A 26,088-nucleotide genomic window follows, 5' to 3' on the forward strand; every position below is an offset into this window, starting at 1 on the left:
TATGAATAAATTTATAATTAGCTCAATACTTATACTTAGTATGTTGTTTTTAAGTTCATGTTCGGTAGGATGTTCAAGAACGGGAAGGCTTTTCAAGGATAACGATGATAAAAAAGCAGAGGCTAGATTGAAAGAGGTAATTGAAGCATTGGAGAATCAGGATAAAGATGCCTTGAAGGTGGTGTTCTCCGAAAAGGCTCTGGATGAAGCCGATGATTTTGACGATAGCATGGATAACTTATTTGATTTTTTTCAAGGTGAAGTTGATTCATGGAAAAAATCAAGTGGCCCCACAGTGTTCGAATCAAATAATAATGGACATAAAATTAAAGAAGTCAGTTCATATTATTATGTAAATACCGATAAAAAAAAATACTTCTTTTTACTAGAAGATTATCCAGTTGACACAGAACACCCTAATAATGTTGGTCTTTATATGCTCTTGGTAGTAAAAGCAGAAGATAGAAAAAAAATATATGATGGCGAGCAAAAGATATTATTTGATGGCCGCAAAAGGATACCGCGTGTCGGAATCTATATACCATTTGAATAGCAAAAGATAAAAATAATCACAATCGACTTTGGGCAAACTTAGTTAGGCCAGCCAGCCTTCATTAGGGGTGAAGTATAAACAAAAAAGAGTAACAAAGTAAATAAAGACTTTGTTACTCTTTTTAAAATAATATATAAGAAAGTGATTAAGCGACTTAATACGAAAGCTTTGATGGTTTAAAAGGTTTAAGGTTTTAGAACGAAGTTCTTTAGGATTAGTAGTTATAAGGAGTAAGAGATAAAGGTAACAAATAAGGAGAAAGTAAAAAAAGTTTTGAGCCGAAAGGCAAGGACTTCAGAGTGTTTTATGGATATATGAAAATTATTGTAGGGTGGAATAGGTTTAATAAGATGTAAAATTTCTCGGAGAGAAATCACAATCATTCTCAATTCTACATTCTCAATTCTCAATTAAGCGAAGCGTGGAAGTGATGGTTTAAGAATAACTAAAACAATTAATGGCAACACAACAAACCATATTTGGGATGGACAAAGTATTGTTGCAGAAACAGATTCATCAAACAACATAATATCAGAATACATCAGAGGAATTAACCTTATAGCTGTAGAAAAAGATAATAAGAAAATATTCTATTTATACAACGGGCATGGTGATGTAATACAGCTAACAGATGAAAATGGTAATGTTATAAAGAACTATAAGTACGATGCATTTGGAAACGAATTAAGTATTGATTCAAATGATACAAATCCATTTAGGTATGGTGGAGAGTATTTTGATAGTGAAACCGGATTATACTACCTGAGAGCAAGATATTATGATCCTAAAATTGGTAGATTTACGACTGAGGATAGTTATTGGGGAAAAGAGAATGATCCATTAAGTCTAAACCTTTATACGTATTGTACAAATAATCCTGTGATGTATGGAGATCCGAGTGGGCATATGCCAGTTAAAGCTCTACGTGGTATAAGTGGATTATACAATGACGGCATATTAGATGATAAATTGATATCTACCTTTACTTTAATCGCAAATGGTGGAGCTGTTTGGACGGCTTTTCATGAAATAGCTCAACTTAATATTGCAAAGGAATTGAACAAACGTGGATATGATTCTATCTTGGAATATGAAATTACATCAAAAACTCAAAAAAACCGGTGGGGTAGAGCAAAAAAATATGAAGCAGATATTGTATCCGGAGATATGGTTTGGGAAGTTAAACCAATAGGGACAGACGGAACAGCCCAATTAAATAAGTATATGACTGATGGGGATTTAATGGAAGGATTTACAATGAAACCAATCACGGATATAGACGTAATTAAAGACATAAAAATGATGATAACTTTCGATAAACCAGGATTAGCAAATTACTCTTTCTATAAATATGACAAATTTGGAGATAGAGTAACTGTAACATCTACTGCAGTTAAAAGCTTATATAAAAAACGACAATTTGCAGCATCAGTTGTTGTAGGAGGCATAATATTAGGAACACTTGCAGAAGATGTATTTACTGGAGGAGCAGGAATTGCTGATGATATTCCTAGTCTTGCAGGGGCATTAGGATCAGCATCATATATTTTAGGACATTAAAATAAACAACAAGGAGTGATATAGATGATTAATAACATATCTCAATTTGATAATAATGAAGGAGTAGGGGGATTCAAAAATGGAGCATATGACAAGTATGCAGTTCATCCTACTGACATTAATTGGACAAGACAATCAAGGTTTGCAATACCAGATAATCCTAAATTATTGTGGAAGGTGACCGAAGAGAATTCTTATGTAGATGAAACGATTGTATCAGGATCATTTGTAGTGGATAGGGAGAATAATATATTAGTTTCCGACTGTGATAATAATATATTTGGAGAACATTTTGGACGAATAATCAAAGTGAGTAATAGTGGAGATAAAAAAGAAGTTTTTAAAACTGATATGAGATTAAAACCATCTGTAATTAGTAAAAGTGGATTAATTTATTTAACAACAACAAATGATTTTGAAAGTGAAAATGATAAACTATTCTGTCTTTATCCAGATGGTACTATAAGGTGGGAGTTTCCGCTAAATCAGAGCCCCCACTCTAAACCAGTTCTTGATGAAGAAGAAAATGTATATTTATTTACTTATAGTAACGAGGTTGGAACATTGTACAGCATTTCTTCTAATGGTATATTGAACTGGAAATGTGAATTTGATTCTATTAATTGGTATGAACCTATTATATCAAAAGATGGCATAATTTATATCGGGCTTAACAATCACCATACTTTATGTGCTTTTAATAAAATGGGACATAAACTATGGGAAAGAAAATTAGGACAAGGATTGGGATCATATCCGCCTACAATTAAAAATGATGGAACAATATATGCTCGCTTATCAAGAAAATTACTTGCTTTAGATTCAGAAGGAAATGTTCTATGGACATACACTCCAAAAGAGGGGAATGTAGTAACTTCACCAGCAATTGATATGGAGGGCAATCTTTATTTAAATTTAAGTAATTTTAGATTAGTTTCTTTGGATAGTTCTGGGAAGGAAAGATGGATAACAAAAGTATCAGGTGGAGTAAGAGTACCACCTATAATTGGAAAATGCAAAAAAATTATTCAACAAAGTTTCATGCAAAATTATCCCCATTATAAGTCGTGGATTGAAGTATTTTCTGAAAAAGGTGAAAAGATCTGGACTTATGAATTAAATGGGGTTATTATCTCCAGTGTTTTAGGAAAAGACAATCTAATATACATTCTTTCTAACTGTCATACTTTTAGAAAAAAAGGGTGGAAAGATAAAAAAATTGTAAAATGGGAGTTATATTCACTTGGGGAAGAATAAAGTATAATTTTAGAAATCAGATTATTAACTACATTTGGTAGCATAAAACAAGGAGGGATTAAATGGCTTCTTCACAACCTATTATTAGACAAATAAGATGCTTGGTGTAATAATTAAACTAATGGTTTTCAGCTTAATTTCATATGTTTTTAGCTTTTTTCAAGTAGATGAGCCGGTTTTTTATGGTGCTATAATTTATTTTGTATTAATTGTATTATTAAAGAGAACTATACCTAGATATCATAGAAAGGGAATTAAATACTTTAAAAATAAAAAATATGATTTAGCAATAAAAGAATTCAAAAAAAGCTATGCTTTTTTTAAAACTTTCAATTGGATTGATAAATATCGAATAATTGTTTTGCTTTCTTCAAGTAGAATTTCCTATTCTGAAATGGCTTTAATTAATATGGCTTATTGTTATAGTCAGATAGGTGAAGGAAACAAGTCTAAAGAACTATATGAAAATGTATTACAGGAATTTCCTAATAGTGAGATAGCTTTATCAGCATTAAAAATATATGAATCAGCAAAAAAAATTAATTAGAATTTATGGAAATTTCTTTAGGTAATCATTATGTAAAACCAAAAGCCCTTTTGATATGTAGTTTAAGGTAAATCATTACAAAAGGTACATTTGAACTTATGAATATATTATAATAATGCCTATGATTGATGGATGATTATTGCTAGTGATAGGAACATAAATAGACATTTAGTCGATTTACGGCTAAGTGTCTATTTTCAAGGTTTTAAAGCTTAGTGGAGTGATCTGAGTAAAATAGACACGAGAAAAGTACGATTTTCTTTAATATTCATAGTAATACTGGTTACTTATATTCATTTATAAATAATCACTTTTATGTATTATTATGTAATTAATTTAGTTCAGAAAGCCAAAGTTTTGAGCCGAAAGGCAAGGACTTCAGAGTGTTATATGGATATATGAAAATTATTGTAGGGTGGAATAGGTTTAATAAGATGTAAAATTTCTCGGAGAGAAATCACAATCATTATACATTATCCATTATCAATTATACATTAAATGAAGTGGACATGGTGATATAGTTCAGTTAACAGATGAAAATGGTAATGTTATAAAGAACTATAAGTACGATACATTTGGTAATGAACTGAATATTGATTCAAATGATACAAACCCATTTAGGTATGGTGGAGAGTATTTTGATAGTGAAACCGGATTATACTACCTGAGAGCAAGATATTATGATCCAAAGATAGGAAGGTTTACTACAGAGGATAGTTATTGGGGAAAAGAGAATGATCCATTAAGTCTAAATCTTTATACTTATTGTACGAATAATCCTATTATGTATGTGGATCCGAGTGGGCATTAGGTAAATAAGACCAATAATTCCGATTTTTGGGGTACTCTTTCTGGTGGAATAGGTACATATGGTGGAACTGGTCAAGTATCACTTCCTCAAAGTCGAGGACTATTTAATGGATTAATGGGGATATTTGAGGCTGTAGGAGAAACTGCCAGATTTGTCATACCAGCATTTAGAGCTCTGGAGAATATGCATTATGCAAAGAAGAAGGAATCTTCAAAGAAAAAGAAGAAAAAAAAAGAGTTCTAATCCTCCTATTGATGATGGTTTAACGGATCAAGGTAAGCGTTTAGATGAAGATTATGAAAATAATGATCAATGGCCAAGTGATCCAGGAAGGATGGTTCTAACCGTGGTAAAATAAAGCAAAAATTGGATGAGTTATTTGGTGTAAAAGGAAGGTCAATAGCGGATGGTAAAAATACTAAAGGACGAAAAGCTGTCGAATGGACCTTGCTAGATAGAACCAAAATAAAATGGGAAGGGCACCCTTATGATAATAAGACAGTTAATGATCGGGTACACGTTAACAGACATTGGCATATCAGAAGACCAGGTGCTTCAGACTATGATAAAGGGTTCCCACCCAATATACCTTGGGAGAAATTATTTAATTAGTTAGTTAAAAAGCATATTTTGTAAAAGAGGGGTTTAAAGATGAAAGTAAAATTCTACGATCATACTATGGAGGCAGCTGTAAGAAAAGAAATAAATAAACCACATGGAGATATAACGATTACTGAATTAGAAAGTGTTAAAGAGCTATATGTTGCCCATTTTTCAGATCAAGGGTCCTTATCTAGCATAGATTTATTACAGTATTGTACTAATTTAAAGAAATTATCTTTATTAGAGACAGGTATAAGGGATATTTCAATATTAAGTAAATTAAAAAAACTTGAATATTTAGATTTACAGGATAATTCCATTGAAGATTTAGAACCTTTAAATTGTTTAAATAATTTAGTATATTTAGATTTGAGTTATAATCCTGTAACTGATATGAACCCAATAGGAAATTTAAACAAAGTAAAATACTTAAATTTATATGAAACTAAGGTAGTAGAAATAAAATTAGATGGTTTTCTAGAACTGGAATTTTTTGGGATTTCCTTGTGAGTATGAAGATTTTGATATAATAAATAATTATCCAAAGATTTCAGCCATAATGTTGCCAGCATTTATGAGTGACTTATCCATTATAAATAAAATAAAAAATAAAAATCAAATTAGAGAGTTGCATATATATAACAATAAAATTCATGATTTGAAATTTATAAAGGATTTTGAGAATTTGGAGAAATTAAAGTTATTTGCAGATGGGATTAATGATGTAAGTTATTTAAAGAATTTAACTAAATTAAAGGAATTAGATTTGGAAACTAATGAAATTACTGATATTACACCACTTTCCAACCTTAGAAATTTAGAAAAATTATCATTAGACTCAAATATACTTAAAGATACATCTCCATTAAAACAACTTAAAAATTTAATCTATTTAAACCTATCAGCATGTGGGATTAAAGACTTACAATCAATTAGTAACTTATATCATATCCAAGAACTTGATTTATCACATAATGAGCTAGAAAATATTGAGTGTTTAATTGAGTTAAATAATTTGGTAGAGCTTAATTTATCACACAATCAGATAGAAGGTATCGAATGTTTAAGTGGATTAAAAAATTTAGTGGAGCTTGACTTATCATATAATGAGTTAGAAGATATTGAAAGTTTAAGTGAATTGAAAAAGTTAGAGAAGCTTGATTTATTTTATAATCAAATAGAAGATATTCAATGTTTAAGTGGATTAAAAAATTTAGTAGAGTTATGTCTATCATATAATATGATTGATGATATTAATCCTATAAAAAAAATAAAGAATTTAAAGATGTTAAGCATATTCCATAATGAAGATATTGATGTAGATGAGTTAGAAAACATGAAATTTGAGACAGGTATGGATATATTTTATTAATATAAATTAGTATCAGAAAAAGACTAACATAGGAAATAAATTCCTGTGTTAGTCTTTTTAAAATAATACAACTGAAAGCGCCAAAGCGACTTTAATGCGAAGCTTTGATGTATTAGTAGTTAGTATAATTTTAAAACAAAGTATAAGAGGAGCAAAAACTAAGAAAAGTTTCTAGCCGAAAGGCAAGGACTTCAGAGTATATAAAGGAGATATGAAATTTATGTAGGATGGAATAGGTTTAATAACATGTAAAATTTCTCGGAGAGAAATCACAATCATTCTCAATTCTCAATTCTCAATTAAGCGAAGCGTGGAAGTGATGGTTTAAGAATAACTAAAACAATTAATGGAAAAACAACAAACCAAATTTGGGATGGACAAAGTATTGTTGCAGAAACAGATTCATCAAACAACATAATATCAGAATACATCAGAGGAATTAACCTAATTGCCGTAGAAAAAGATAATAAGAAAATATTCTATTTATACAACGGGCATGGTGATGTAATACAGCTAACAGATGAAAATGGTAATGTTATAAAGAACTATAAGTACGATGCATTTGGAAACGAATTAAGTATTGATTCAAATGATACAAACCCATTTAGGTATGGTGGAGAGTATTTTGATAGTGAAACCGGATTATACTACCTGAGAGCAAGATATTATGATCCAAAGATAGGAAGGTTTACAACAGAGGATAGTTATTGGGGAAAAGATGCAGATCCATTGAGCTTGAATTTGTATACTTATTGTCATAACAACCCAATAATATATGTTGATCCGTCTGGAAACTTTCCATCGCTATCTGAACTTTTACACAGGTCAGATAAGTTTGTAAATGATAAGCTTGAATCATTGTCTTCTTTTGTTAGAGAGAAAACAGATTACAAGAATTTCTCCGTTGACACTGCTGATATAGGAGGATTTTTCTTGCAGATGGATGTAGATAATGATGGCGTTTACCACGCAAGCTTTGATTGTTGGCAGCAATATTTTGGTTATAATGATTCGTACGACTTAGCATTTGATTTAGGCTCAAGTATGGATAAAGCTAAATTTCAGTTTGAATATAAAGGACAGGATTTAATTTTTTGGGCATGGAAAGGTGATTATATAAATTTAGGAGCAGGTGCTGAGTTAGGAATATACAGAAGACTAGAAATAATGGGTTTTTTAACACCTCACTGGCTTGTGGATCAAAGCTTAGCTTTACCCATGTCATTGACACTAAAGGACAATAATGAGAATACTATAATTGATTACAATCCTAAAGAGAATCAATGGTGGATAACAGGTTTTAATCCGAAATTTAAGGATGTTTAGGCAAGGAACTTGACAGCTATTTATACTGTTGACTTTTCTAACAATAAAGATATGTATAATAATTTTTATGATACATGGAACGATGATAAAAGATGGAAATTTAATAAAAAAACATATTCAGCGACATTCACTTTTAAATAAAAGAGGTGGTATAAGTGATTAAGAAAATTATATTTTTATTATTTCTTTCAAGTGCTTTTGTATTTTCATCATGTTCTTTTGGTAGTGGAAGAAGGCTTGTTAGTAGTGAAGATAAAAAAGCAGATGCGAGAATAGAACAAATACTTGAAGCAATTAAAGCTAAAGATGAAGGAGCAATCAAAGCATTATTTTCCAAACAAGCATTGGTGGAAATCGATGATTTTGATTACGGAGTTGATTATTTATTTGATTTTTTTCAAGGTGATGTAGAATCTTGGAAAAGAGATAAGTGGTCTTCTGATGAATCAATAGAAAAAGGTAAAAAGTCTGTAATGCTTAGGTATTGGTATACAGTAAGTACAAATAAGGAAAAATACATGTTTTTCGTAATTGATTTTACCGAAGACACCATAAATTCTAACAATGCTGGATTATATACATTACGTGTAATTAAAGCAGAAGATAGAGATACACAATTTACCTACTGGCAAGATATGAACATAGCTGGAATTTATAAACCTAAGGATAACGAAAAAACTGGCACAACACCTGCAATAAACCCTTAATTTTAGAATGAATTGACTTACAGTGATTTCCTAGTATCTTGGAGGAGAAAACAAGATAATCAAGCATAAGCAATTAAGGAAAGATAAGTAATGATAAAATTACCACTATAAGAAATAATGGTGGTAATTTATCATAAATAACAATGAAAAAAGCATATGCCAACCAAGAATAACATCAAATCTGGGATATTTTATGTTATAAAGGGAAAGGTTTAATGAAATAAAGTAATATGTTAGGACCCTAGGGGGTTGTGAACAAAGTGATAGAGCAATAAAAAATATAAACCGTATAAATGGTTTCAAAAGAAAACAAAAGATGGAAAGTTACCTTGGTTTTTTAAGTTAGCTGGATTTAATAGGGATGAAAATGGAGTTTATCATGCTAGACAGAATTTATCATTGCAGAGTTTTAAATATTCAGGGTACAACGATTTTTATGATTATGTGTTTGATTTAGCCTGTGATATGGATAAAGCTGATACAAACCCATTCAGATATGGTGGAGAGTATTTTGACAAAGAAGGAAGTTAGTAAAGGACTTTCTGTTTTGGGATATTTATTAACTGCCAAGAGTGTTATTGATGATATAGGCTATAGTGAATATGAATTAGAATATGTGATTGATTATGTATTTGGACATTCACTAAGTGCAGAATCTAAAGAGGGGGGTAATAATTAAATATTATTATGCTAGAAAAATGACACTTGAATTAATTCAAAGTGGAGATATAAATTATACTTTTGAAAGAAAATGGTATGAACTATATAGTCATATGAATAGCTATGGTATTTCTAAGGATGGGATTGAAAAGTGTGAACAAATTAAGAAGGAATTAGAAAATTTATTAGATTAATAAAATAAAATAAAATAAAATTAGTTTGAATATGAATTTACTTTCTCTTCGCTGATATAAAGGAGTGGATTTTAAATTGGTGTTGTTGATTTTTATTGCTCTTCTGATACTTAATACAGGCGGATGGTTTAGATTATCAATGTCTGGATTTACAACTAGACAAATAATAATATTTTTACTTATTACAAATATTATACTAGTGGTTTTAATTGTATTAAAAATATAATATTTTTAGACTAGAGTAACAGTAAACTATCCAATAGAATAAAATAATAAAATTGAGTTAAAGTTTAATACCAATCCGGGAAGTAAAATCCTTGGGTTGGTTTGTTTTAAGGGTTAAAGTTTATAAGCGCAGATTCATAGGGGGAGTAGTTAGTAGCAAGTTCAATCGTGCCTTTTTCACTAAAAACCTCGGTGGATGTTAGCAAGGATATGAATTTCAATCATTTCCTAGGATTTCAGGGATGATTATTTTTACATTTATTCAAAAATGGGTTAATATTTGTTTCACAGAAGAGACAGAGATTCTAACTGAAGAAGGAACAAAACAAATAAAAGATATAAAAGTAGGAGATAAAGTATTCTCAAAGAATGAATTCACAGGAGAAAAAGCCTACAAAGAAGTAGTAAGACTCTTTAGAAACAAAGTATCTGAACTTGTAGTAATAAAAATAAACGGAAAAACAATAAGGACAACAAGTGAGCATCCATTCTGGACAAAGAATAGAGGTTGGGTAGGTGCAAAAGAGTTAACAGAAGAAGATATATTAGAAGATGCAGAAGAAAATGAAATATATCTTGAAAGTATAGAAATAAAACAATTTGATGAACCAATAAATGTTTATAATTTTGAGGTTAAGGACTTCCATACTTATTATGTAAGTGAAGAGTTTGTGTTGGTGCATAATAAGTGTAAGGGTATAAAAAATCTTGCTGAAAATTGTTCTATTGACTCAAAGGTTCTAAAAGAATTAAAAAGAATGGGGCAAAAAGTAGGTGGCTTTTTTATAAATTTCATACCATATAAAGGAACTTATGATGGACTTGATAAGCTACTTACTAGTGAACCATGGGTTATTATTATAGATAAGGAGGATGTAGATGAGTATTACAAAAAATAATGAAAAAGCAAAATGGTATAAAAATCCAATAATTCATTTTCCTTTATGGTTAATATTTGCTTTTAAGTTTGCTAATCATATAATGAAATTACCAGACAAAGAGTTATATTTTTCATTGGGGATATTTGTATTTGTTACGGGGATATGGGGAATTATTTCAGATATGTTTTTTTTAAGAATACCATTCTTAGGAAAATTAATATATGAAAAGAAGTTTGTGATTCAATCGAATATAATATTAATGATTATAGGGATTATTTTTTGTGTTATTGCAATTACTCTTGGAGGTATAGCAATTGCTAATAAATTTATAAAAGATTTAATGAATTTATTATAATTAATATAGCATACAATAAATTTGTTAGAATTCAAGATAATATTATATTTGAGTTTAGTATAAAAATTGAAATATAGAAAACTAAGAGTAGAAAAATTTTATTTTTATGAATTACTACTATAATCGATAGATAATATTTTAAACTGAGATTAAGACTAATACAGGAAAAACTTCTGTATTGGTCTTTTTCTTAAAGGTATAAAAGCAAAGCTTTTTAGGAATAGTAGTCAGTAAAACTTATAACGAAAGTAGCGGATAATAGAGAACACAAGAAACTTTTCTAGCCGAAAGGCAAGGACTTCAGAGTATATAAAGGAGATATGAAATTTATGTAGGATGGAATAGGTTTAATAAGATGTAAAATTTCTCGGAGAGAAATCACAATCATTCTCAATTAAGCGAAGCATGGAAAATTTTCCTCAAGCAGAAATAAGCATAGTAAGAACCTGATATTTTATATTCCATAATTCATGAAATATTTATTATGTTTCATTACTTTATATAAATAATTTGTTACTACGAAACAACTAACATTGTATATTTACATAAAAATACTATAAAGTAAAAATGTGATATAATAATAAAGTTAAAACAAATTATATATGAAAGTGAGGAAAACAATGAAGAAAAAATATTTTTTCGGATTTTTAATTTTAATTATTTTACTTGGCGCTATTTTTGTTATTTCTCCTGATAAAAAGAGTCAAGAAGTATTTTTTTCAGAAGTAAAAACATTTCCAGAATTTAAGTGTAAAGATATGAACAATAATGAGATAACAGATGAAATTATTAAGGATTACAAGCTTACATTAATCAAAATTTGGACTACCACTTGAAAACCTTGTGTTGAAGAATTGGAGATTCTTGAATCAAGTTATAAAGAATTAAATGAAAAAGGAATTAATCTAATAGGAATCGTTACAAATGCTTCAGAAAAAGGTAATAATGGCAACCTAAACAAGATTTTAAGCGGCAATAAAGTAACCTTTACAAATATTATCCCAAGTAAGGAGCTAAAAGAAGAATTTACTGATTATATTCATTTGTTTCCAACTACTGTGTTTGTAGATAACAATGGAAATATTGTTGATGTAAAGATTGGTGCTAGTACTGAAAAAGAATACTTTTTAGAAAAGGTTTACAAGGTGTTTAATAATATGTCTTTATAATTAGTTTGCAGACGGTATAATATAGGTATACATAATAGTTAGCGAAGTTAGTAAAGTAAAATAGAACAATATGTTAGTGAATAGGAGTGTATACTATGACAGAAAAACTTTATTATAAAGATTCTTACATAAAGGAATGTGAAGTGGAAATAGTTCAGGTGTTAAAGGAAGAAAACAAGGTATTAGTAGTTTTAAATAAAACTCCATTTTATCCAGAAGGGGGTGGGCAACCTTCTGATACTGGTTATATAAATGGCGTTAGAGTTAAGTATGTTTTTGAAAAAGAAAATATAATTTATCATGAAGTTGATGGTGAACTGGAATGTGGAAAGGCATTATGTACCGTTGATTTTGAAAGAAGATTTGATTTCATGCAGCAGCACTCTGGGGAACATATTGTGTCAGGGATTATATATAAATTATTTAAAGGAAATAATAAAGGATTCCATTTAGGTGAAGATTATATAACCATGGATATTGATATTTATCCTTTTACAGATGATATGATAGATTCTTTAGAAGAAGAAGTGAATAATGCAATCTATAAAAATGTACCTTTTAAAACTTATATTGTAGATAATGAAGGTTTAGAAAAAGTTAATGCAAGAAAGAAGTTTAAAGTAGATGGAGATATAAGAATTGTTGAAGTTGATAATATAGATTGTTGTCCTTGTTGTGGAACTCATCTATCAAGAACAGGAGAAATAGGTATAGTAAAAATACTTAAAGTAGAAAAATATAAAGGTATGAGCAGATTATATTTAAAGTGCGGTAATAGAGCATATAAAGATTATAAACAAAAGCACAATGTAATAAGCGAATTAAACAAAAACTTTTCAACTGATGAATATAATTTATTAAAATCTATAGATAATCAGCAACAACTATTTAATAATTTGAAAAAGCAGCTAAGTGAGCTAAAAAATCAATTAGCCATAGAAGAAGCATCAAAGTTAATAAAGTCTACTGATAATAACTTAATATGTAAAAGATATGAAAATAAATCATTTGAAGAAATTAGAGATATAGGAGAAATTTTAAGTGAAAAGAACTACATACTTGTTCTAGCCTCAGAAATAGATAAAAAATTATTGTTTATTAACAATAGTGACATGCAGATAAGCTGTGGTAAAGTTTTTAAAGAGCATATCAAAAAATTTAATGGTAAAGGTGGCGGAAGAGATAGTATGGCTCAAGGAGCCTTTGATACTTTAAATGACTTAAAAGAATTTTACTCCTTTTTATGTGAAATGGTAAAAGGTGGTATGTAATATTTTAATAGTAGAAATTTACCTAGAATTTTTACAATATAAAGGACAATACTAAATATATCAACTATATAGAATGATAATAATTTTGTTATCAGATTCATATGAAACATCTATGGTTTAAAGAGATTTCATATGTAATATGGTTACAAAATTTCATTCTATTATAATAAAAGAGGAGGAATATTTAGTATGGTACAAAAAGGATCTAAAGCTTCTATTGTTAAAAAGGATGAAGCAAACCCACCTAGAAAAGATTGGCAACCTATTCAACCCTTAGATAATGCTACTCATCAAGAACATGTAGGACCACAAGCAGCTAGAATCAAGAATAGTGTTAGGATTAAAGGAAAAACAGAAAAACAAGAAATGGCACACCTACAAGAAAAGTTAAGATAAATTATAAAAAACAACATGTGACTTTGAAAGCCAGAGCTTCAGGTCATATGATGTTTTTTTAATAAATATAAAGAAAATATTGTAAGTAATTGACTTTAATAATAAAATATAGAATATGGGTAAAAAATATTAATTTGATTTTTAGGAGAAAATTATGAAAAAGATATTTATAGTAATTTCTATTATGTTTTTGTTTATTGGAAAGGGAGAGATAATAAAGGGGGAAGAAATTGAGTTTGGAAAAGAAGTAGGAATACATAAAATATGGACTATAGAATTCAATAAGGAGATTAATGAAGCAGATTTTAATAGCAGTGGAATAAGGATTATGGACGACAAAGGTGGGGTGTTGATATCAAGTACTAAAGTTCAAGGAAACTACGTAAATGTATATCCTGTGGACGGTTATGAGTATGGGAAAAAATATCAGCTATTCATTGGAAAAAATATAAATCAAAAGGAAAATCTGAAGGAAGAAATCATAATGAATTTCACTACAAAAAGCTTGTTCGACTCTGAATTATTTGATGAGTGTTTTAAGCAAGGAACTTTAAAAGGTAATATATCTATGGAAAATGGTAACCTAATTATTGATGGGAATGAAGTTGAAAGTAACTTAAGATTAGATAAAAATGAATTAGTTTATAAAATTATGGATTTATTCTTGCAGGAGAATTGTTATAACAATCAACTTGAAGTAACAAGAGATGATATAAAAACGGAAATAGTTCTATCTAAGAGAGAAAGATTTTGTTCTTTTGAGATAGTAACGAATGATCTATTAAAAACTGAAATAGTATTAACACTAAATAAAACCAAATCACCATGGAGATTTAAAACTGAGAAAAAGCACTATATGGAAAAACTTGAAAAATGCATGAGATATATTTCGAAGAGTGATAATTATTATGAAAAATATGATGAAGAAATATCTGAACAATTATTTGATTTAATTGATGAATATATTTTCAAAAATGGATATAACACGACTTTTGAGAAAGAATTTAAAAATATAAAAGTTTATGTTGTTAATAATGATGACATTTTAAAAATTGATTTCATAATAAATGATAGGATAATGAATGATTAAATATATTGTAAATTTAACTATAAAAACAGCAACCGTTAGGTTGCTGTTCATTTTATTTATCAACCTCTATATATCCTTCGCTTATTGCATCAAGATTATCTTCCCAAAGATATTTTCTTGTTTCTGAAACAATAACTCCGCTCATTAATAATAATGAGATTAAGTTTGGTAATGCCATAAGTCCGTTTGCTATGTCTGATAACATCCAAACAACCTCTAAAGACCATATAGAGCCAAAGAATACGAAAACTATAAAACAAATTTTATACATGAATGCAACTTTTTTACCTGCTAAGTATTCAATAGCTTTGTCAGCATAATATGACCAACCTAGAATTGTTGAGAAAACGAAAGTTATTAATGCAACTGTAAGTACAACTTTACCTATAGTACCAAATGTACCAAAAGCAGCATTTGTAAGTTCTCCACCTGATAAGCCTTGGTTCCATACTCCTGTATTAACTAAAACAATACCAGTAACAGCACAAACGATTACTGTATCCCAAAATGTACCTGTAGAAGCAACTAATGCCTGTCTAACAGGATTTCTCGTTTGAGCAGCAGCAGAAACAATTGGTGCACTACCTAGACCGGATTCATTTGAGAATAATCCTCTTGCAACACCATATCTAGCAGCTATCATAACAGTTGCACCAGCAAAACCACCTGTTGCAGCTTGACCAGTGAATGCTGACTTTACGATAAGTACAACTGTATCGGGAATTGTTTTATAACTCATAGAAAGAATAATTATACAACCTATGATATAGAAAACTGCCATGAAAGGAACTAATTTATCACATACTTTTGCAATATTTTTTATTCCACCTATAATAACAACAGCAACTAATGCTGCAAGTGCTAAACCAATAATCCATTTTTCAATTCCAAAAACATCATTTATCATCCCTGTAGCAGAATTTGCTTGAGCCATACAACCTATACCTAAGGCTGCAAGAGCTGTGAATACAGCAAATAGTACACCTAAAACTTTTCCAGTTACTTTAAGTCCGTATTTCTCTCTTAAACCATGTTCAAGAACATACATAGGCCCCCCAGCCATAGTACCATCTGACGTTTTAATTCTGTATTTTACTGAAAGAAGTGCTTCTCCATATTTTGTTGCGATACCAAAAACACCAGTAAGCCAAGCCCAAAATACTGCACCAGGACCACCAATGGCAACAGCAGTTGCAACACCAACTATATTACCAGTACCTATAGTTGCTGCAAGTGAAGTTGCTAAAGCACTAAATTGACTTACATCACCTTGAGCAAGTTCATCTTTGGTTACTGACAGTTTGATAGCTCTACCGATATGTCTTTGAATAAATTTTAATCTAACAGTTAGAAAAATATGAGTAAATAATAGCATTAATAATAGTGGAGCACCCCAAACCATATCTGCGATTTTACTAATTAAATCAACAAAATTCCCCATAAAAAATATCCTCCTTCATAAAATATTTTTTTCATATTTTAATTATAATATATTTCGAATATTCTGACAAAATTAATAAAATTTTAACAAAGTTCAAAAAATGGAAATTAAATTTTGTTGTATATTGGGTTTATATCTGATTTTTTGTATGTTTACATGGTGTGAGAGAAGCTTGGTAGCTTCTCCCTTCTAGTCAGTAAGATTATCAGATGTATTAGTTACATCTTTTATATCTTGAATCCAACGAACATCTTTAGTTTGAATAACACTATTGGCAACAGCGGATGTAATCACCTGACTGTTATTCATTTCTTCAGTACAATCATAGTCACAATCAAATACAATTTTTTTATTTGGTGCACTTCCTTCATTTATAGTAATCTCATAAGTTTTTTTGCTCAAAACAATCACCTCACATAATTAATACATTTAGTTTCTACATTATCTATGAGAATTATTTTTAAGTTTTTAAGAATTTAATGTTATTTTGTGCAATATAATACAATAATGTGATAAAATTTCAAGGTGGGAGGGATGACAATGAGCAAATCACATAAGATTAGTTTTATGACTTCAAAATATTTTGTTGCTTTAATAGTTATTATAATGTTTTTTGTAAGTTTAACAGGGTGTTATAAGATTAAAAATAGTATAAATAAAATGAGTTCCCAAGATAGACTGAAATTAATAGAATTATTAGAGGATGCGGAAACCTTAAATAATCAGGGGAAATATGAAGAAGCAATAGTAAAATTAACTGAAGCTAAAGAGTATAATGAAGAAATCGCATCAATATATAATAAATTATCAGTATCTTACTATAACATAGGTGAGATTGAAATGGCTCTAGATAATGCTAATAAAGCTTTAAGCTTAGGAAAGAAAACAAGTGTGGTATACACAAATAAAGGGAATGCTTTGTACAGTTTAGGGAGAAATGAAGAGGCTCTTGAATGTGTAAATAAAGCCATTGAACTTGATTCTGAGATGACATATGCATATTATTGTAAGGGATTAATTTTATATGAAAAAGGAGAATATGAAGAGTCAAAAACGGCTATTGAGAAGGCTGATAAATTATTACCTAATCATTTAAAGTATATCCATAAGTTATTTCAAATTTCAGTTGCACTTGAAAACTATTCAGAAGCTAAGGAGTATGCAGAAATAATTAAAAAAAATCATAGTGAGGATTATTTATATAACCTTTCTATTGATGAATTATATTTTGCTAAAAATAGTTTAGATGAATTATTAAATTTTTATAAAGAGTATTATGAAATATATAAGGATAACCCTGATGCGGTGTATGAGCTTGGGATTAAATATTATAATATAGAAAAATATAGAATAGCAAAGAAACTATTTGGAGAAGTATATAATGATTTTAAAGAGGAAGATAAAAATATTTATCTATGGATGGCTTACTGTGAGATGGAACTTGGAGAATATGATCTTTCGAAGGAATATTTGATTAAATACGAGAGTGTATTTGATAAAGATTCTGCTTTATATAAATGTTATGGGGCTTTATATGAATATATGGGAAGGTATTTAAAAGCTTCTGAAGAATATGATAAGGCTATGAAAGAAGATTCTTTAAATTATAGAGCAGTAGAAGGTTTGATTTCTAATTTATACTATTCCATGAGATATCGAAGGTTATTAGAAGCTTACGATAATCTGGACGAGCAGTTAAAGGAAGATGAGGATTTTAAGTTCTATAGAGGATTAGCATATTCTCAATTGAATGAGAGGGATAATGCAATAAGAATATTTAAAGAACTTACAAACAGTGAAACCAACGGCACATATGCCCTTAAAAAACTTATAAATGAATATATGTATAATCAAGATTATGCTGAGGCAAAAAAATATGCAAATATGTTAATAGAAAAAGATTATGAGGATGAGGAAGCATATAACATATTAGAAATAATAAACAGAAGAGAAAATTCAGTTATGAATCAGGTGATTGAGTTTTTCAATGACAATTATTTATATATAAATGATACTAAAATAGCTGAAATAGCAGAGAAATACAAGGATAAAAGAGGCGGTATTAATATAATAAGTAGTTTTCTTCAAGAGGTAAAAGAGGAGAATGATATATTTACTTATATGATATATGGAGAAGATTATAGAGCATTGGAAGAAGAAGAATATAAATCAGTATGGTTTAAAGAATTAGATCAGAATAATGTTTATGTAAGAGTATATGGATTTGATATGAACAGCGATAATTTGTTTATTGAAGGTTTAGATATGATTGAGAACAAAGAAGAAAAAACATTGATAATTGACTTAAGACATAATGGTGGAGGATTAATAAGAGCGGCTAATAATATTATAAACCAATTCCTTACAGGAGATGTTGCTAGTAATCTAATATATAGAGATGGAAGTACAGATTCATATTATTGTGATAATGATGCTGTGAACTTTAATGAAATTAAGATTCTAGTAGATGAGTATACGGCTAGTTCAGCTGAACTATTAGCACTATCATTAAGATCATATTTAAATAATGTAGAGATAATAGGAAGAGAGACATTTGGAAAAGGTGTGGGACAGGATGTTTATGATAATAAGGATATGGGGTTTTGTATTTATGTAGTTTCACTTTACTGGAATGTTAAAGAGAAGAACATAATGGAAAACAAGATTTCTCCAGACGTTTATGTGAAAGGAAACAAACTAGAAGATTATTTAGACGTATTTAATGTTAAATGGAAACATGATTAAAAGAAAATTGAGAATTGATAATGTATAATGATGGATATTTCTCTTCGAGAAATTTTTATCGTACTGTTTTTGAGAGACAATGGGTGTTTACTTGTTTCATATTAATGAAACGTTGTATTATAAATACAATATTTTATCTTAGGATAAAATGAGTAAAGCCCTTTTGTTATAAAGAAAAATCAAAATGTAGTTTCTGCGTAAGCAGAAACAACCATCATTCTCCATTCTACATTATCAATTCTCCATTTCTTTTTATAAGCGTGCTTTTTTTATGCTATAATTTATGGTAAAGCAAATATTTAACAAATGTTCGTGATTTCGAGGTGATTAGATGAAAATAGTACACACAGGAGATTGGCATATAGGAAAGTTAGTTCATGGTATTCATATGACAGAGGAACAAAGATATGTTTTGGATAAATTTATTGAGTTTTTAAAGGAAGAAAATCCAGATGTATTAATTATTGCTGGAGATGTTTATGATAGATCTATTCCTCCAGTTGAAGCGGTAGAATTATTAGATGAATTTTTGAGTAAAGTATTAATTGATTTAGGCATAAAGGTTATGGCTATTGCAGGGAACCATGATAGTCCAGATAGATTGGCATTTGGGAGCAAGATATTAGAGAAGAAGGGTTTATATATATGTGGAGAGTTAAAGGAGAAGCTTGAGCCAATAGTATTTGAAGATGAATATGGGAAAGTGAATTTTTATTTAATTCCATATCTTGAGCCTGCTATTATTAGAGAAAAATTAAAGAATAATGATATAAAGACTCATGATGATGCTTATAAAGAAGTGTTAAATAAGATAAAAGCAAATATTAATGAAAATGAAAATGAAAGAAATGTATTAGTTACCCATGCTTACCTAGGTGGTGGGGTTGAAATTGAAACTAGTGAATCTGAGAGACCTTTATCCATTGGTGGAAGTGATATTGTATCAGTAGAGTATTTTAAGGATTTTGATTATGTTGCACTTGGTCATATACATAAACCACAGAAGGTAAAATATAATCATGTTAGATATGCAGGGTCTCTAATGAAATATTCATTTTCGGAATATAATCAGAAGAAGAGCTTCACCATTGTTAATTTAGGAGCTGATGGATGTGATATTCAATTAGAACCTATAGAAGTGAAGAGGGATATGAGAAAGATTAAAGGGGAATTAGAGCAATTGATTTCAAAGGATGTATATAAGGATGGAAATAATGAAGATTATATAATGGCAATCCTTACAGATAAAGGAGAAGTTGTTGATGCTATAGGAAAACTTAGGGCGGTATATCCTAATGTTCTTAGAATAGAGAGAGAGTCACTAGAGAGAATTAATGAAGGGGAGAGGACATCTGCTGGAGAGGATTTTGTAAAGAAGAATCCTTATGAGTTATTCAAAGAGTTTTATGAGAATATTGTTGGTCAGGACCTTGATGAGATAGAAGAGAATATTTTGAAAGAAACAATTGGTAGTATTGTAAGAGAAGGGAGGGAGCAGTAGTGAAACCCTTAAAATTAATAATAAGTGCTTTCGGTCCATATGGAGGAAAGGAAGAAATAGATTTCACAAAGTTAGGAAACAAGAGCATATTCCTCATAACAGGCAGAACAGGTGCAGGAAAGACCACTATATTTGATGGAATATCTTATGCCCTTTATGGTGAGACCAGTATAACAGAAAGAAATGCTGAGAGTTTAAGGAGTCAGTTTGCTGATGAAAGCGAACTCACAGAGGTGGAGCTTTGGTTTGAATTAAAAGGAAAAGAGTATAGGGTTTATAGAGTACCAAAACAGTTAAGAGCTAAGAAAAGAGGAGAAGGGGTTGTTGAGTGTAAGCCTGAAGCGACTCTTGAAATATTTAATGGTGAAGAGAAAAAAGTAATAACAGGAGTAGCTAAAGTTAATAAGAAGATTGAAGAACTCATGGGCATAAGCGGTGAGCAATTTAGGCAGATAATGATGATACCACAGGGAGAGTTTAGAAAGCTTCTTACATCTGATAGTCAAGAGAGAGAAAGGGTTCTTAGAAAAATCTTTGATACAAAGATATATAGTTTACTTCAAATAAAATTAGATAATAAAGCAAAAGAGATATATGGAAGAATTAAAAATAAGAAAACATTAAGAGATGGAGCTATCTCAAGAATAGTAATTGATGAAAATACTGAAAATCAAGAACTCATAAAAATATTAAATAGTGAGGATAGAAATATTCAGCAAATAGTAGATGAAATGGAAAAATACATCCTCCAAGATAAACAAAATCTAAAAGAAAAAGAGCAAGAAATTGATAATATAAACAAAGAAATCAAGCAAGAGATTGAACTGAAAAATAAAGCCATTCAGAAGAACAAGATTGTTGATGATATTAAAGCACTCCAAATTAAAAAAGAGGAGCTTAATGGTAAGAAGGAGATTTTCTTATCAAAAGAAGAAATGTTGAGTAAAGCATTACTATGTGAAAAAATAATTCCTCTCGAGATGAATGTTCTTAAAAGAGAAGAAGAAATTAATAATACTAAGAAGAAAATTCAGTTTGAGGAGAGGGAATTACAAGAATTAAATGAGAAAATATTAAAAGAGAAGAAAGAATATACTCAATTAAACACACAAGAGCATGTAGAAGAGATAGAAAGAAAAAAAGAAGAAGTTATCTTATTAAAGAAATATGTTGAAAAGGTAACTAAGATTGAAGAATTAAAGAAAGAAGTTAATGTTAATAAATCTAGACTTGATGATTTAAAAAAGCTCAAAAGTAGAGAGGTAGAGAAAAGAGAAAAGCTTTTAAGTGACTCAGAAGAAAAAGAAAAATTAAGAGAGCAACTTTCTAAAGAGTTAGTGAGTTTAAGTGAGATAAAGGGTAACTATACTAATAAGAAGAGTGTATTTGATGAGATTGCAATAGCATCAAAAGAATATGATGATGTATATGGTTCACTTCTTCAATTATATAAAGAGAAAAAGCAGTATTCAGGGGAGCTAGAGAGCGTTGAGAAATGGATTGGTGAATTAGAATTAAAAAAGAAAGCGTTATTTGATGACTTTATAAAATCTCAAGGGAGTATTTTAGCTAGAGAATTACATGATGGTGAGCCATGTCCAGTTTGTGGATCCAAGGAACATCCTAATCCAATGAAGGATAGTGGTGAGCAGATCAGTATTGAAAATATACAGACTCTAGATGAGAATATTAATTCTATTAAGGAAAAGTATAATACCTTAAAGAATGAGTATTCTGTTTTAAATGAACGATATAAAGGGGAAGAGAGAAATTTTAATAAATTAAAATCAAGATTATCAGATAAAGCATCTCTTGATAGTATCATAGATATGAAATATAAAGAATCAAAGATTGAGTTAGATAAGAGAATAGAGCTATTAAAAAATGAACTTAAAGATATGAATGAAAAGATTAAATTAAGAGCTGAAATAGAACAAAAAATTAATGTGATTTCAAAGGAAATAGAAGATAGCAAGAGAGAATACAAAAATACCATTGATAAGATAGAAGAATTAACAAAAGAACATGATAAAGTATTTGAAAGGTATTCTAAGAGTGAGGCAATGCTTAAAGAAATAGAAGCATCTGTTCCAAAAGAATATCAATCAAGAGAGAGATTAGATAGAGGAATTAAAGATAAGGAAGAGTTTGTTCTTTCTTGGGAAAGAAATATTAAGGAATTTGAAAATAAGATTAAAGCTTTGGAAAATTCTTTGTCATCGAAAGAAGGTGGGTTGAAGACTTTAAAACAATCCTTAGTAGAATTTGAAAAGACAATGAAAGAGGTATTCCATAGTTTTAATGAGGCTGTGAATAAAAATTTCACAAGTAAAGATGAGTATGAGAAGAGTAAGTTATCAGAAGTAGAGATTGGTGAACTGAAAAAGGGTATAGAACTATTCAAGAAGACTATGGAGGAAACTAAAGCTAAGTTAGAAGAATTAAATAAACATGTTGATTCTATGGAAAAAGATGATATTGAAAAAATCACATCTAAAATATTAGAACTTGAGAATTATAGAGGGGAAATAGATAAATGTAGAGGGGGAATAAACTCTAGATTATCAAACAATGATAAGGCATTACAGGAAATAAAGAGTATTTCAGAAGATATAAAAGGGGAGGAAAAGGAATATAATGTTATAGGATACCTTGCAAAAGTATCAAGAGGTGAAAATTCCTATAGAATAACCTTTGAAAGATATGTATTAGCTGCATTCCTTGAGGATATTTTACATGCTGCTAATACCAGATTCAAAGTTATGACAGGAAATAGATATTTACTATACAGAACTGATGAACTTCAAAGAAAAAATAAGCAGAGTGGACTTGAACTAGAAGTATATGATAACTATACAGGACAGAGGAGACATGTAAAAACACTTTCAGGGGGTGAAAGTTTTAAGGCATCCTTATCAATGGCATTAGGTTTGTCTGATGTTGTACAGTCATATGCTGGAGGGGTAAGGCTTGACACAATGTTTATAGATGAAGGATTTGGTACCCTTGATCCTGAATCCTTGGACAGTGCGATAGCTTGCCTTATAGACCTTCAGAAAAGTGGAAGACTTGTAGGGATAATATCTCACGTACCAGAGCTTAAGGAAAGAATTGATGCACAGCTGATAGTAAAGGCAACAAATAAGGGGAGTTGTACAGAGTTTAAAATTTAATAAGTGTTAAGGGTGAAGCTATAATGGGTGAAATGATAAGAAAAATGTTTCGGAATTTTAGAAGATATTCTTTGTATTTAGTACTTGAGATAATTGTTTTAATATGCCAATACACAATCTTTATTGATAGGACATCGGATATAATTGGAGGAAAAAGCATAAGATCAACTTCAGGTTTAACTTTTTTAGGAAGTATTATTATCTTCTTTATTACACCTCTCTTAGCGGGATATTTGGCTACAATTAACAAGAATATATTAACTGGTAAAAGAAAAAAATTTAGAGAGGAATTATCAGAAGGGATATCATACTACTGGAGTGTCTTAGGGGGGACATTATTAGTTGGACTTATGATGGCTGGAGTTATTATTTTGATGGTTATATTTATTGCGGTACCTTTAATAGGGATACTAGGAGCAATTGCTGGATTTTTATTTATTATATATTTAGCTGTAAAATACTCTGCACTTACTGAAGCTATAGTTTATAGAGATTGTGGGGTTTCAGAAGGAATGGATGCTTGTAAGAATGTTACTAAAGAATATTTTGGTGAGTTATTTATTTTAATTATTCCAGCATCTGCTTTAAGCATAATCAGTAATTTTGTTGCAGGAGTATATGTATTATTTAGCATTTCAGTAATGGTAATGCTATACTCAATGTTTGCTTCATACTATAGAATTACCCTGATTTCTAGAGAGTATGGGGAAGAGTATAATGAAGTTATACAAGAAGAGGAAGAAGAGTAGGGACCTGGTTGCATTTTGTTATGAAATATTGAAGTTTATACTAAAACAAAGTTAGTGGCAATATAACTTGTCACTAACTTTGTTATTTTTATTATAACAGAATAATAAAATGCGGTTTCTGTATGTGTAGAAATATTTATTAAATATATTTACGATTTTGGATAAAATAAAAAGTTTTGTTGTAAAATGGTTGATTGGTATTATAAAATTAAATAAGGGATATTATAATAAATCAACTAATAGAAGGAGTATTTATGAAAAAACATAGACATATTTCTATTATTATAAAGTTACTAACACGAGAAAAAGTAACTGCCAAGGAGTTAGCTGAACAACTAGAAGTATCGACTCGAACAATACTGAGAGATATTGATACAATAAATGAAGCAGGAATACCTATAATTTCTTATCAAGGAAGAGAAGGCGGATTTGGAATAATGAGCAGCTTTAAAATTGATAAGAATTTTCTTTCAAAACAAGAAGTTAGTACACTGCTAATGGCTTTGAGGGGAATTGAAAAAGCATACATATCTCAAGAACTAAGAAGTATTATTAATAAACTTGAACATATTGAAGATACAATGGAGAATACTATTCAGAGTAAAAATAATGTTTTGCTTGATTTCTCAGCATGGGGGAAAAGTTGTTATACTGAGAAAAAAGTTAATATAATTAGAAAAGCTGTAAATGACAAGAATGTAATTAAATTTATGTATTTTAATGGTAAAGGCACTTATACTGAGAGAGAGGTAGAGCCTATACATTTACTGTTCAAGAGTACCTCGTGGTATATATATGGATTTTGCAGGATGAGAAATGATTATAGATTATTTAAATTAAGTAAAATTAAAAATCTTAGAAAAATAGATGAATTTTTTGAAAGATTTAATACTGAAACTTATGAATTTGATTCTGAATTTTCATACTCAAATAACATGAATAAAGATAATGAGATATTACTAAAATTTAATAATCGAGCAATAGATAAGTTATGCAATTATATGGATATTGAGGCTATGGAATTTAAGGACGATGGTTATGTTTATACTAAACTAGATTTTGCTATTGATGAATGGACGATTGGCTTTATATTGGGATTTGGAGAGGATGTAGAAGTTATTTCTCCTGAATTTTTGAAGGATATTATAATTGATAGAGCAGAAAAAGTATGCGAACTTTATAATAGATTAAATAATGAATAAAATGTAGTTAAGATTAAGGTTTAGAGTAATAATTTCCAATACAATTACAAATACTTTCTATAATGTTGACAAAATTGTAAGATTGGTTTATAATAGCAATAGATCGACTAATTAAAAAGAGGGTTTTAATATACACGGGGGACGGTATATTATTCAGAAGGATTTCAAATAGAAGAATTTCTTTTAATAATATACCAAATTTATGTTTTGGATACAAAGAGAAATCTTTCCTAATTGGGAAGATTTATTTTTGTTTATACAGAAATATTGTATATGTAAATATAAGCATGGATTTTACTT

Annotated in this window: 28 protein-coding genes and 1 pseudogene; 27 read left to right on the forward strand and 2 right to left on the reverse strand. The window is 29.4% G+C overall.

The features are described from left to right. The first annotated feature begins 1 nt into the window (after position 1). From OW730_RS05125 to OW730_RS05220, 22 genes and pseudogenes are all read left to right on the forward strand, one after another. Positions 2-553 carry a DUF5104 domain-containing protein gene (locus OW730_RS05125; protein ID WP_271227992.1) on the forward strand — a complete coding sequence of 184 codons (552 nt, stop codon included), beginning with the start codon at positions 2-4 and terminating at the stop codon, positions 551-553. A gap of 690 nt (positions 554-1,243) precedes the next feature. Then, a pseudogene (locus OW730_RS26915) lies at positions 1,244-1,399 on the forward strand (RHS repeat-associated core domain-containing protein); the annotation flags it as partial. Between the two features lie 60 nt (positions 1,400-1,459). Beyond that, positions 1,460-2,113, forward strand: a complete 654-nt coding sequence (locus tag OW730_RS05130; protein WP_271227993.1) for a hypothetical protein — start codon at positions 1,460-1,462, stop codon at positions 2,111-2,113. Between the two features lie 24 nt (positions 2,114-2,137). Next, positions 2,138-3,370 carry an outer membrane protein assembly factor BamB family protein gene (locus tag OW730_RS05135; RefSeq protein WP_271227994.1) on the forward strand — a complete coding sequence of 411 codons (1,233 nt, stop codon included), beginning with the start codon at positions 2,138-2,140 and terminating at the stop codon, positions 3,368-3,370. 121 nt (positions 3,371-3,491) lie between these two features. Continuing rightward, complete coding sequence (locus OW730_RS05140) at positions 3,492-3,917, forward strand: tetratricopeptide repeat protein (RefSeq protein WP_271227995.1); 426 nt, start codon at positions 3,492-3,494, stop codon at positions 3,915-3,917. A 592-nt stretch (positions 3,918-4,509) separates the two neighbouring features. Continuing rightward, entirely contained in the window at positions 4,510-4,728 is a 219-nt protein-coding gene (locus OW730_RS26920; protein ID WP_442945429.1) for an RHS repeat-associated core domain-containing protein, read from the forward strand. A 190-nt stretch (positions 4,729-4,918) separates the two neighbouring features. Then, positions 4,919-5,086 (forward strand): hypothetical protein, encoded by a 168-nt coding sequence (locus OW730_RS05145; RefSeq protein WP_271227996.1) that lies wholly within the window; start codon positions 4,919-4,921, stop codon positions 5,084-5,086. Between the two features lie 8 nt (positions 5,087-5,094). Continuing rightward, positions 5,095-5,340, forward strand: coding sequence for a hypothetical protein (locus OW730_RS05150; protein ID WP_271227997.1), 246 nt, complete (start codon positions 5,095-5,097; stop codon positions 5,338-5,340). 39 nt (positions 5,341-5,379) lie between these two features. Further along, entirely contained in the window at positions 5,380-5,841 is a 462-nt protein-coding gene (locus OW730_RS05155; protein WP_271227998.1) for a leucine-rich repeat domain-containing protein, read from the forward strand. Beyond that, complete coding sequence (locus tag OW730_RS05160) at positions 5,825-6,703, forward strand: leucine-rich repeat domain-containing protein (RefSeq protein WP_271227999.1); 879 nt, start codon at positions 5,825-5,827, stop codon at positions 6,701-6,703. The genes OW730_RS05155 and OW730_RS05160 overlap by 17 nt, the downstream gene beginning before the upstream one ends. A gap of 579 nt (positions 6,704-7,282) precedes the next feature. Continuing rightward, complete coding sequence (locus OW730_RS05165; RefSeq protein WP_442945430.1) at positions 7,283-8,029, forward strand: RHS repeat-associated core domain-containing protein; 747 nt, start codon at positions 7,283-7,285, stop codon at positions 8,027-8,029. Between the two features lie 155 nt (positions 8,030-8,184). Then, positions 8,185-8,736: a DUF5104 domain-containing protein gene (locus OW730_RS05170; RefSeq protein WP_271228000.1), complete on the forward strand. Its 552-nt coding sequence runs from the start codon at positions 8,185-8,187 to the stop codon at positions 8,734-8,736. Between the two features lie 399 nt (positions 8,737-9,135). Then, positions 9,136-9,267 carry a hypothetical protein gene (locus OW730_RS05175; protein ID WP_271228001.1) on the forward strand — a complete coding sequence of 44 codons (132 nt, stop codon included), beginning with the start codon at positions 9,136-9,138 and terminating at the stop codon, positions 9,265-9,267. After that, positions 9,248-9,415 carry a hypothetical protein gene (locus tag OW730_RS05180; RefSeq protein ID WP_271228002.1) on the forward strand — a complete coding sequence of 56 codons (168 nt, stop codon included), beginning with the start codon at positions 9,248-9,250 and terminating at the stop codon, positions 9,413-9,415. Before OW730_RS05175 ends, OW730_RS05180 begins: the two co-directional genes overlap by 20 nt. Before the next feature lie 19 nt (positions 9,416-9,434). Continuing rightward, the gene (locus OW730_RS05185; protein ID WP_271228003.1) at positions 9,435-9,590 is read left to right on the forward strand and encodes a hypothetical protein; all 156 of its coding nucleotides are present in this window, start codon (positions 9,435-9,437) and stop codon (positions 9,588-9,590) included. Between the two features lie 467 nt (positions 9,591-10,057). Next, positions 10,058-10,714, forward strand: coding sequence for a polymorphic toxin-type HINT domain-containing protein (locus OW730_RS05190; RefSeq protein WP_271228004.1), 657 nt, complete (start codon positions 10,058-10,060; stop codon positions 10,712-10,714). Beyond that, on the forward strand, positions 10,695-11,051 hold the full coding sequence (locus tag OW730_RS05195; protein ID WP_271228005.1) for a hypothetical protein: 357 nt from the start codon (positions 10,695-10,697) through the stop codon (positions 11,049-11,051). The genes OW730_RS05190 and OW730_RS05195 overlap by 20 nt, the downstream gene beginning before the upstream one ends. 620 nt (positions 11,052-11,671) lie before the next feature. Next, on the forward strand, positions 11,672-11,887 hold the full coding sequence (locus OW730_RS05200; RefSeq protein ID WP_271228006.1) for a hypothetical protein: 216 nt from the start codon (positions 11,672-11,674) through the stop codon (positions 11,885-11,887). 18 nt (positions 11,888-11,905) lie between these two features. Next, positions 11,906-12,220 carry a TlpA family protein disulfide reductase gene (locus tag OW730_RS05205; protein WP_271228007.1) on the forward strand — a complete coding sequence of 105 codons (315 nt, stop codon included), beginning with the start codon at positions 11,906-11,908 and terminating at the stop codon, positions 12,218-12,220. A 95-nt stretch (positions 12,221-12,315) separates the two neighbouring features. After that, positions 12,316-13,491, forward strand: coding sequence for an alanyl-tRNA editing protein (locus OW730_RS05210; RefSeq protein ID WP_271228008.1), 1,176 nt, complete (start codon positions 12,316-12,318; stop codon positions 13,489-13,491). A 189-nt stretch (positions 13,492-13,680) separates the two neighbouring features. Then, complete coding sequence (locus OW730_RS05215; RefSeq protein WP_271228009.1) at positions 13,681-13,887, forward strand: hypothetical protein; 207 nt, start codon at positions 13,681-13,683, stop codon at positions 13,885-13,887. Positions 13,888-14,041: 154 nt separating this feature from the next. Then, a complete protein-coding gene (locus OW730_RS05220; RefSeq protein ID WP_271228010.1) occupies positions 14,042-14,977 on the forward strand; it encodes a hypothetical protein in 936 nt (311 codons plus the stop codon). 52 nt (positions 14,978-15,029) lie between these two features. Here OW730_RS05220 and OW730_RS05225 read toward each other — a convergent pair whose 3' ends face one another. Both OW730_RS05225 and OW730_RS05230 read right to left on the reverse strand, forming a co-directional pair. Next, positions 15,030-16,418 (reverse strand): alanine/glycine:cation symporter family protein, encoded by a 1,389-nt coding sequence (locus OW730_RS05225; protein WP_271228011.1) that lies wholly within the window; start codon positions 16,416-16,418, stop codon positions 15,030-15,032. Between the two features lie 189 nt (positions 16,419-16,607). After that, the gene (locus OW730_RS05230) at positions 16,608-16,820 is read right to left on the reverse strand and encodes a hypothetical protein (RefSeq protein ID WP_271228012.1); all 213 of its coding nucleotides are present in this window, start codon (positions 16,818-16,820) and stop codon (positions 16,608-16,610) included. 138 nt (positions 16,821-16,958) lie between these two features. Between OW730_RS05230 and OW730_RS05235 the strand changes: the two genes are divergently transcribed. From OW730_RS05235 to OW730_RS05255, 5 genes are all read left to right on the forward strand, one after another. Then, positions 16,959-19,163, forward strand: coding sequence for a S41 family peptidase (locus tag OW730_RS05235; protein WP_271228013.1), 2,205 nt, complete (start codon positions 16,959-16,961; stop codon positions 19,161-19,163). 331 nt (positions 19,164-19,494) lie between these two features. Continuing rightward, complete coding sequence (locus tag OW730_RS05240; RefSeq protein ID WP_271228014.1) at positions 19,495-20,664, forward strand: exonuclease SbcCD subunit D; 1,170 nt, start codon at positions 19,495-19,497, stop codon at positions 20,662-20,664. Further along, the gene (locus OW730_RS05245) at positions 20,664-23,837 is read left to right on the forward strand and encodes an AAA family ATPase (protein WP_271228015.1); all 3,174 of its coding nucleotides are present in this window, start codon (positions 20,664-20,666) and stop codon (positions 23,835-23,837) included. The genes OW730_RS05240 and OW730_RS05245 overlap by 1 nt, the downstream gene beginning before the upstream one ends. 44 nt (positions 23,838-23,881) lie before the next feature. Further along, positions 23,882-24,586: a hypothetical protein gene (locus tag OW730_RS05250; RefSeq protein WP_271228016.1), complete on the forward strand. Its 705-nt coding sequence runs from the start codon at positions 23,882-23,884 to the stop codon at positions 24,584-24,586. A 254-nt stretch (positions 24,587-24,840) separates the two neighbouring features. Next, positions 24,841-25,788, forward strand: a complete 948-nt coding sequence (locus OW730_RS05255; protein ID WP_271228017.1) for a helix-turn-helix transcriptional regulator — start codon at positions 24,841-24,843, stop codon at positions 25,786-25,788. Positions 25,789-26,088 lie beyond the last annotated feature (300 nt).

This window comes from Oceanirhabdus sp. W0125-5, assembly GCF_027938815.1.
GTDB lineage: Bacteria > Bacillota > Clostridia > Clostridiales > Clostridiaceae > Oceanirhabdus.

Bases quoted from the DNA above. Each gene is read 5' to 3' on its own strand.
- OW730_RS05255 (WP_271228017.1), top strand. From the start codon at position 24,841: ATGAAAAAACATAGACATATTTCTATTATTATAAAGTTACTAACACGA.
- OW730_RS05155 (WP_271227998.1), top strand. From the start codon at position 5,380: ATGAAAGTAAAATTCTACGATCATACTATGGAGGCAGCTGTAAGAAAA.
- OW730_RS05250 (WP_271228016.1), top strand. From the start codon at position 23,882: ATGTTTCGGAATTTTAGAAGATATTCTTTGTATTTAGTACTTGAGATA.
- OW730_RS05210 (WP_271228008.1), top strand. From the start codon at position 12,316: ATGACAGAAAAACTTTATTATAAAGATTCTTACATAAAGGAATGTGAA.
- OW730_RS05235 (WP_271228013.1), top strand. From the start codon at position 16,959: ATGAGCAAATCACATAAGATTAGTTTTATGACTTCAAAATATTTTGTT.
- OW730_RS05215 (WP_271228009.1), top strand. From the start codon at position 13,681: ATGGTACAAAAAGGATCTAAAGCTTCTATTGTTAAAAAGGATGAAGCA.
- OW730_RS05195 (WP_271228005.1), top strand. From the start codon at position 10,695: ATGAGTATTACAAAAAATAATGAAAAAGCAAAATGGTATAAAAATCCA.
- OW730_RS05220 (WP_271228010.1), top strand. From the start codon at position 14,042: ATGAAAAAGATATTTATAGTAATTTCTATTATGTTTTTGTTTATTGGA.
- OW730_RS05225 (WP_271228011.1), bottom strand. From the start codon at position 16,418: ATGGGGAATTTTGTTGATTTAATTAGTAAAATCGCAGATATGGTTTGG.
- OW730_RS05190 (WP_271228004.1), top strand. From the start codon at position 10,058: ATGATTATTTTTACATTTATTCAAAAATGGGTTAATATTTGTTTCACA.
- OW730_RS05125 (WP_271227992.1), top strand. From the start codon at position 2: ATGAATAAATTTATAATTAGCTCAATACTTATACTTAGTATGTTGTTT.
- OW730_RS05200 (WP_271228006.1), top strand. From the start codon at position 11,672: ATGAAGAAAAAATATTTTTTCGGATTTTTAATTTTAATTATTTTACTT.
- OW730_RS05185 (WP_271228003.1), top strand. From the start codon at position 9,435: ATGACACTTGAATTAATTCAAAGTGGAGATATAAATTATACTTTTGAA.
- OW730_RS05135 (WP_271227994.1), top strand. From the start codon at position 2,138: ATGATTAATAACATATCTCAATTTGATAATAATGAAGGAGTAGGGGGA.
- OW730_RS05240 (WP_271228014.1), top strand. From the start codon at position 19,495: ATGAAAATAGTACACACAGGAGATTGGCATATAGGAAAGTTAGTTCAT.
- OW730_RS05140 (WP_271227995.1), top strand. From the start codon at position 3,492: ATGGTTTTCAGCTTAATTTCATATGTTTTTAGCTTTTTTCAAGTAGAT.
- OW730_RS05145 (WP_271227996.1), top strand. From the start codon at position 4,919: ATGCAAAGAAGAAGGAATCTTCAAAGAAAAAGAAGAAAAAAAAAGAGT.
- OW730_RS05130 (WP_271227993.1), top strand. From the start codon at position 1,460: ATGCCAGTTAAAGCTCTACGTGGTATAAGTGGATTATACAATGACGGC.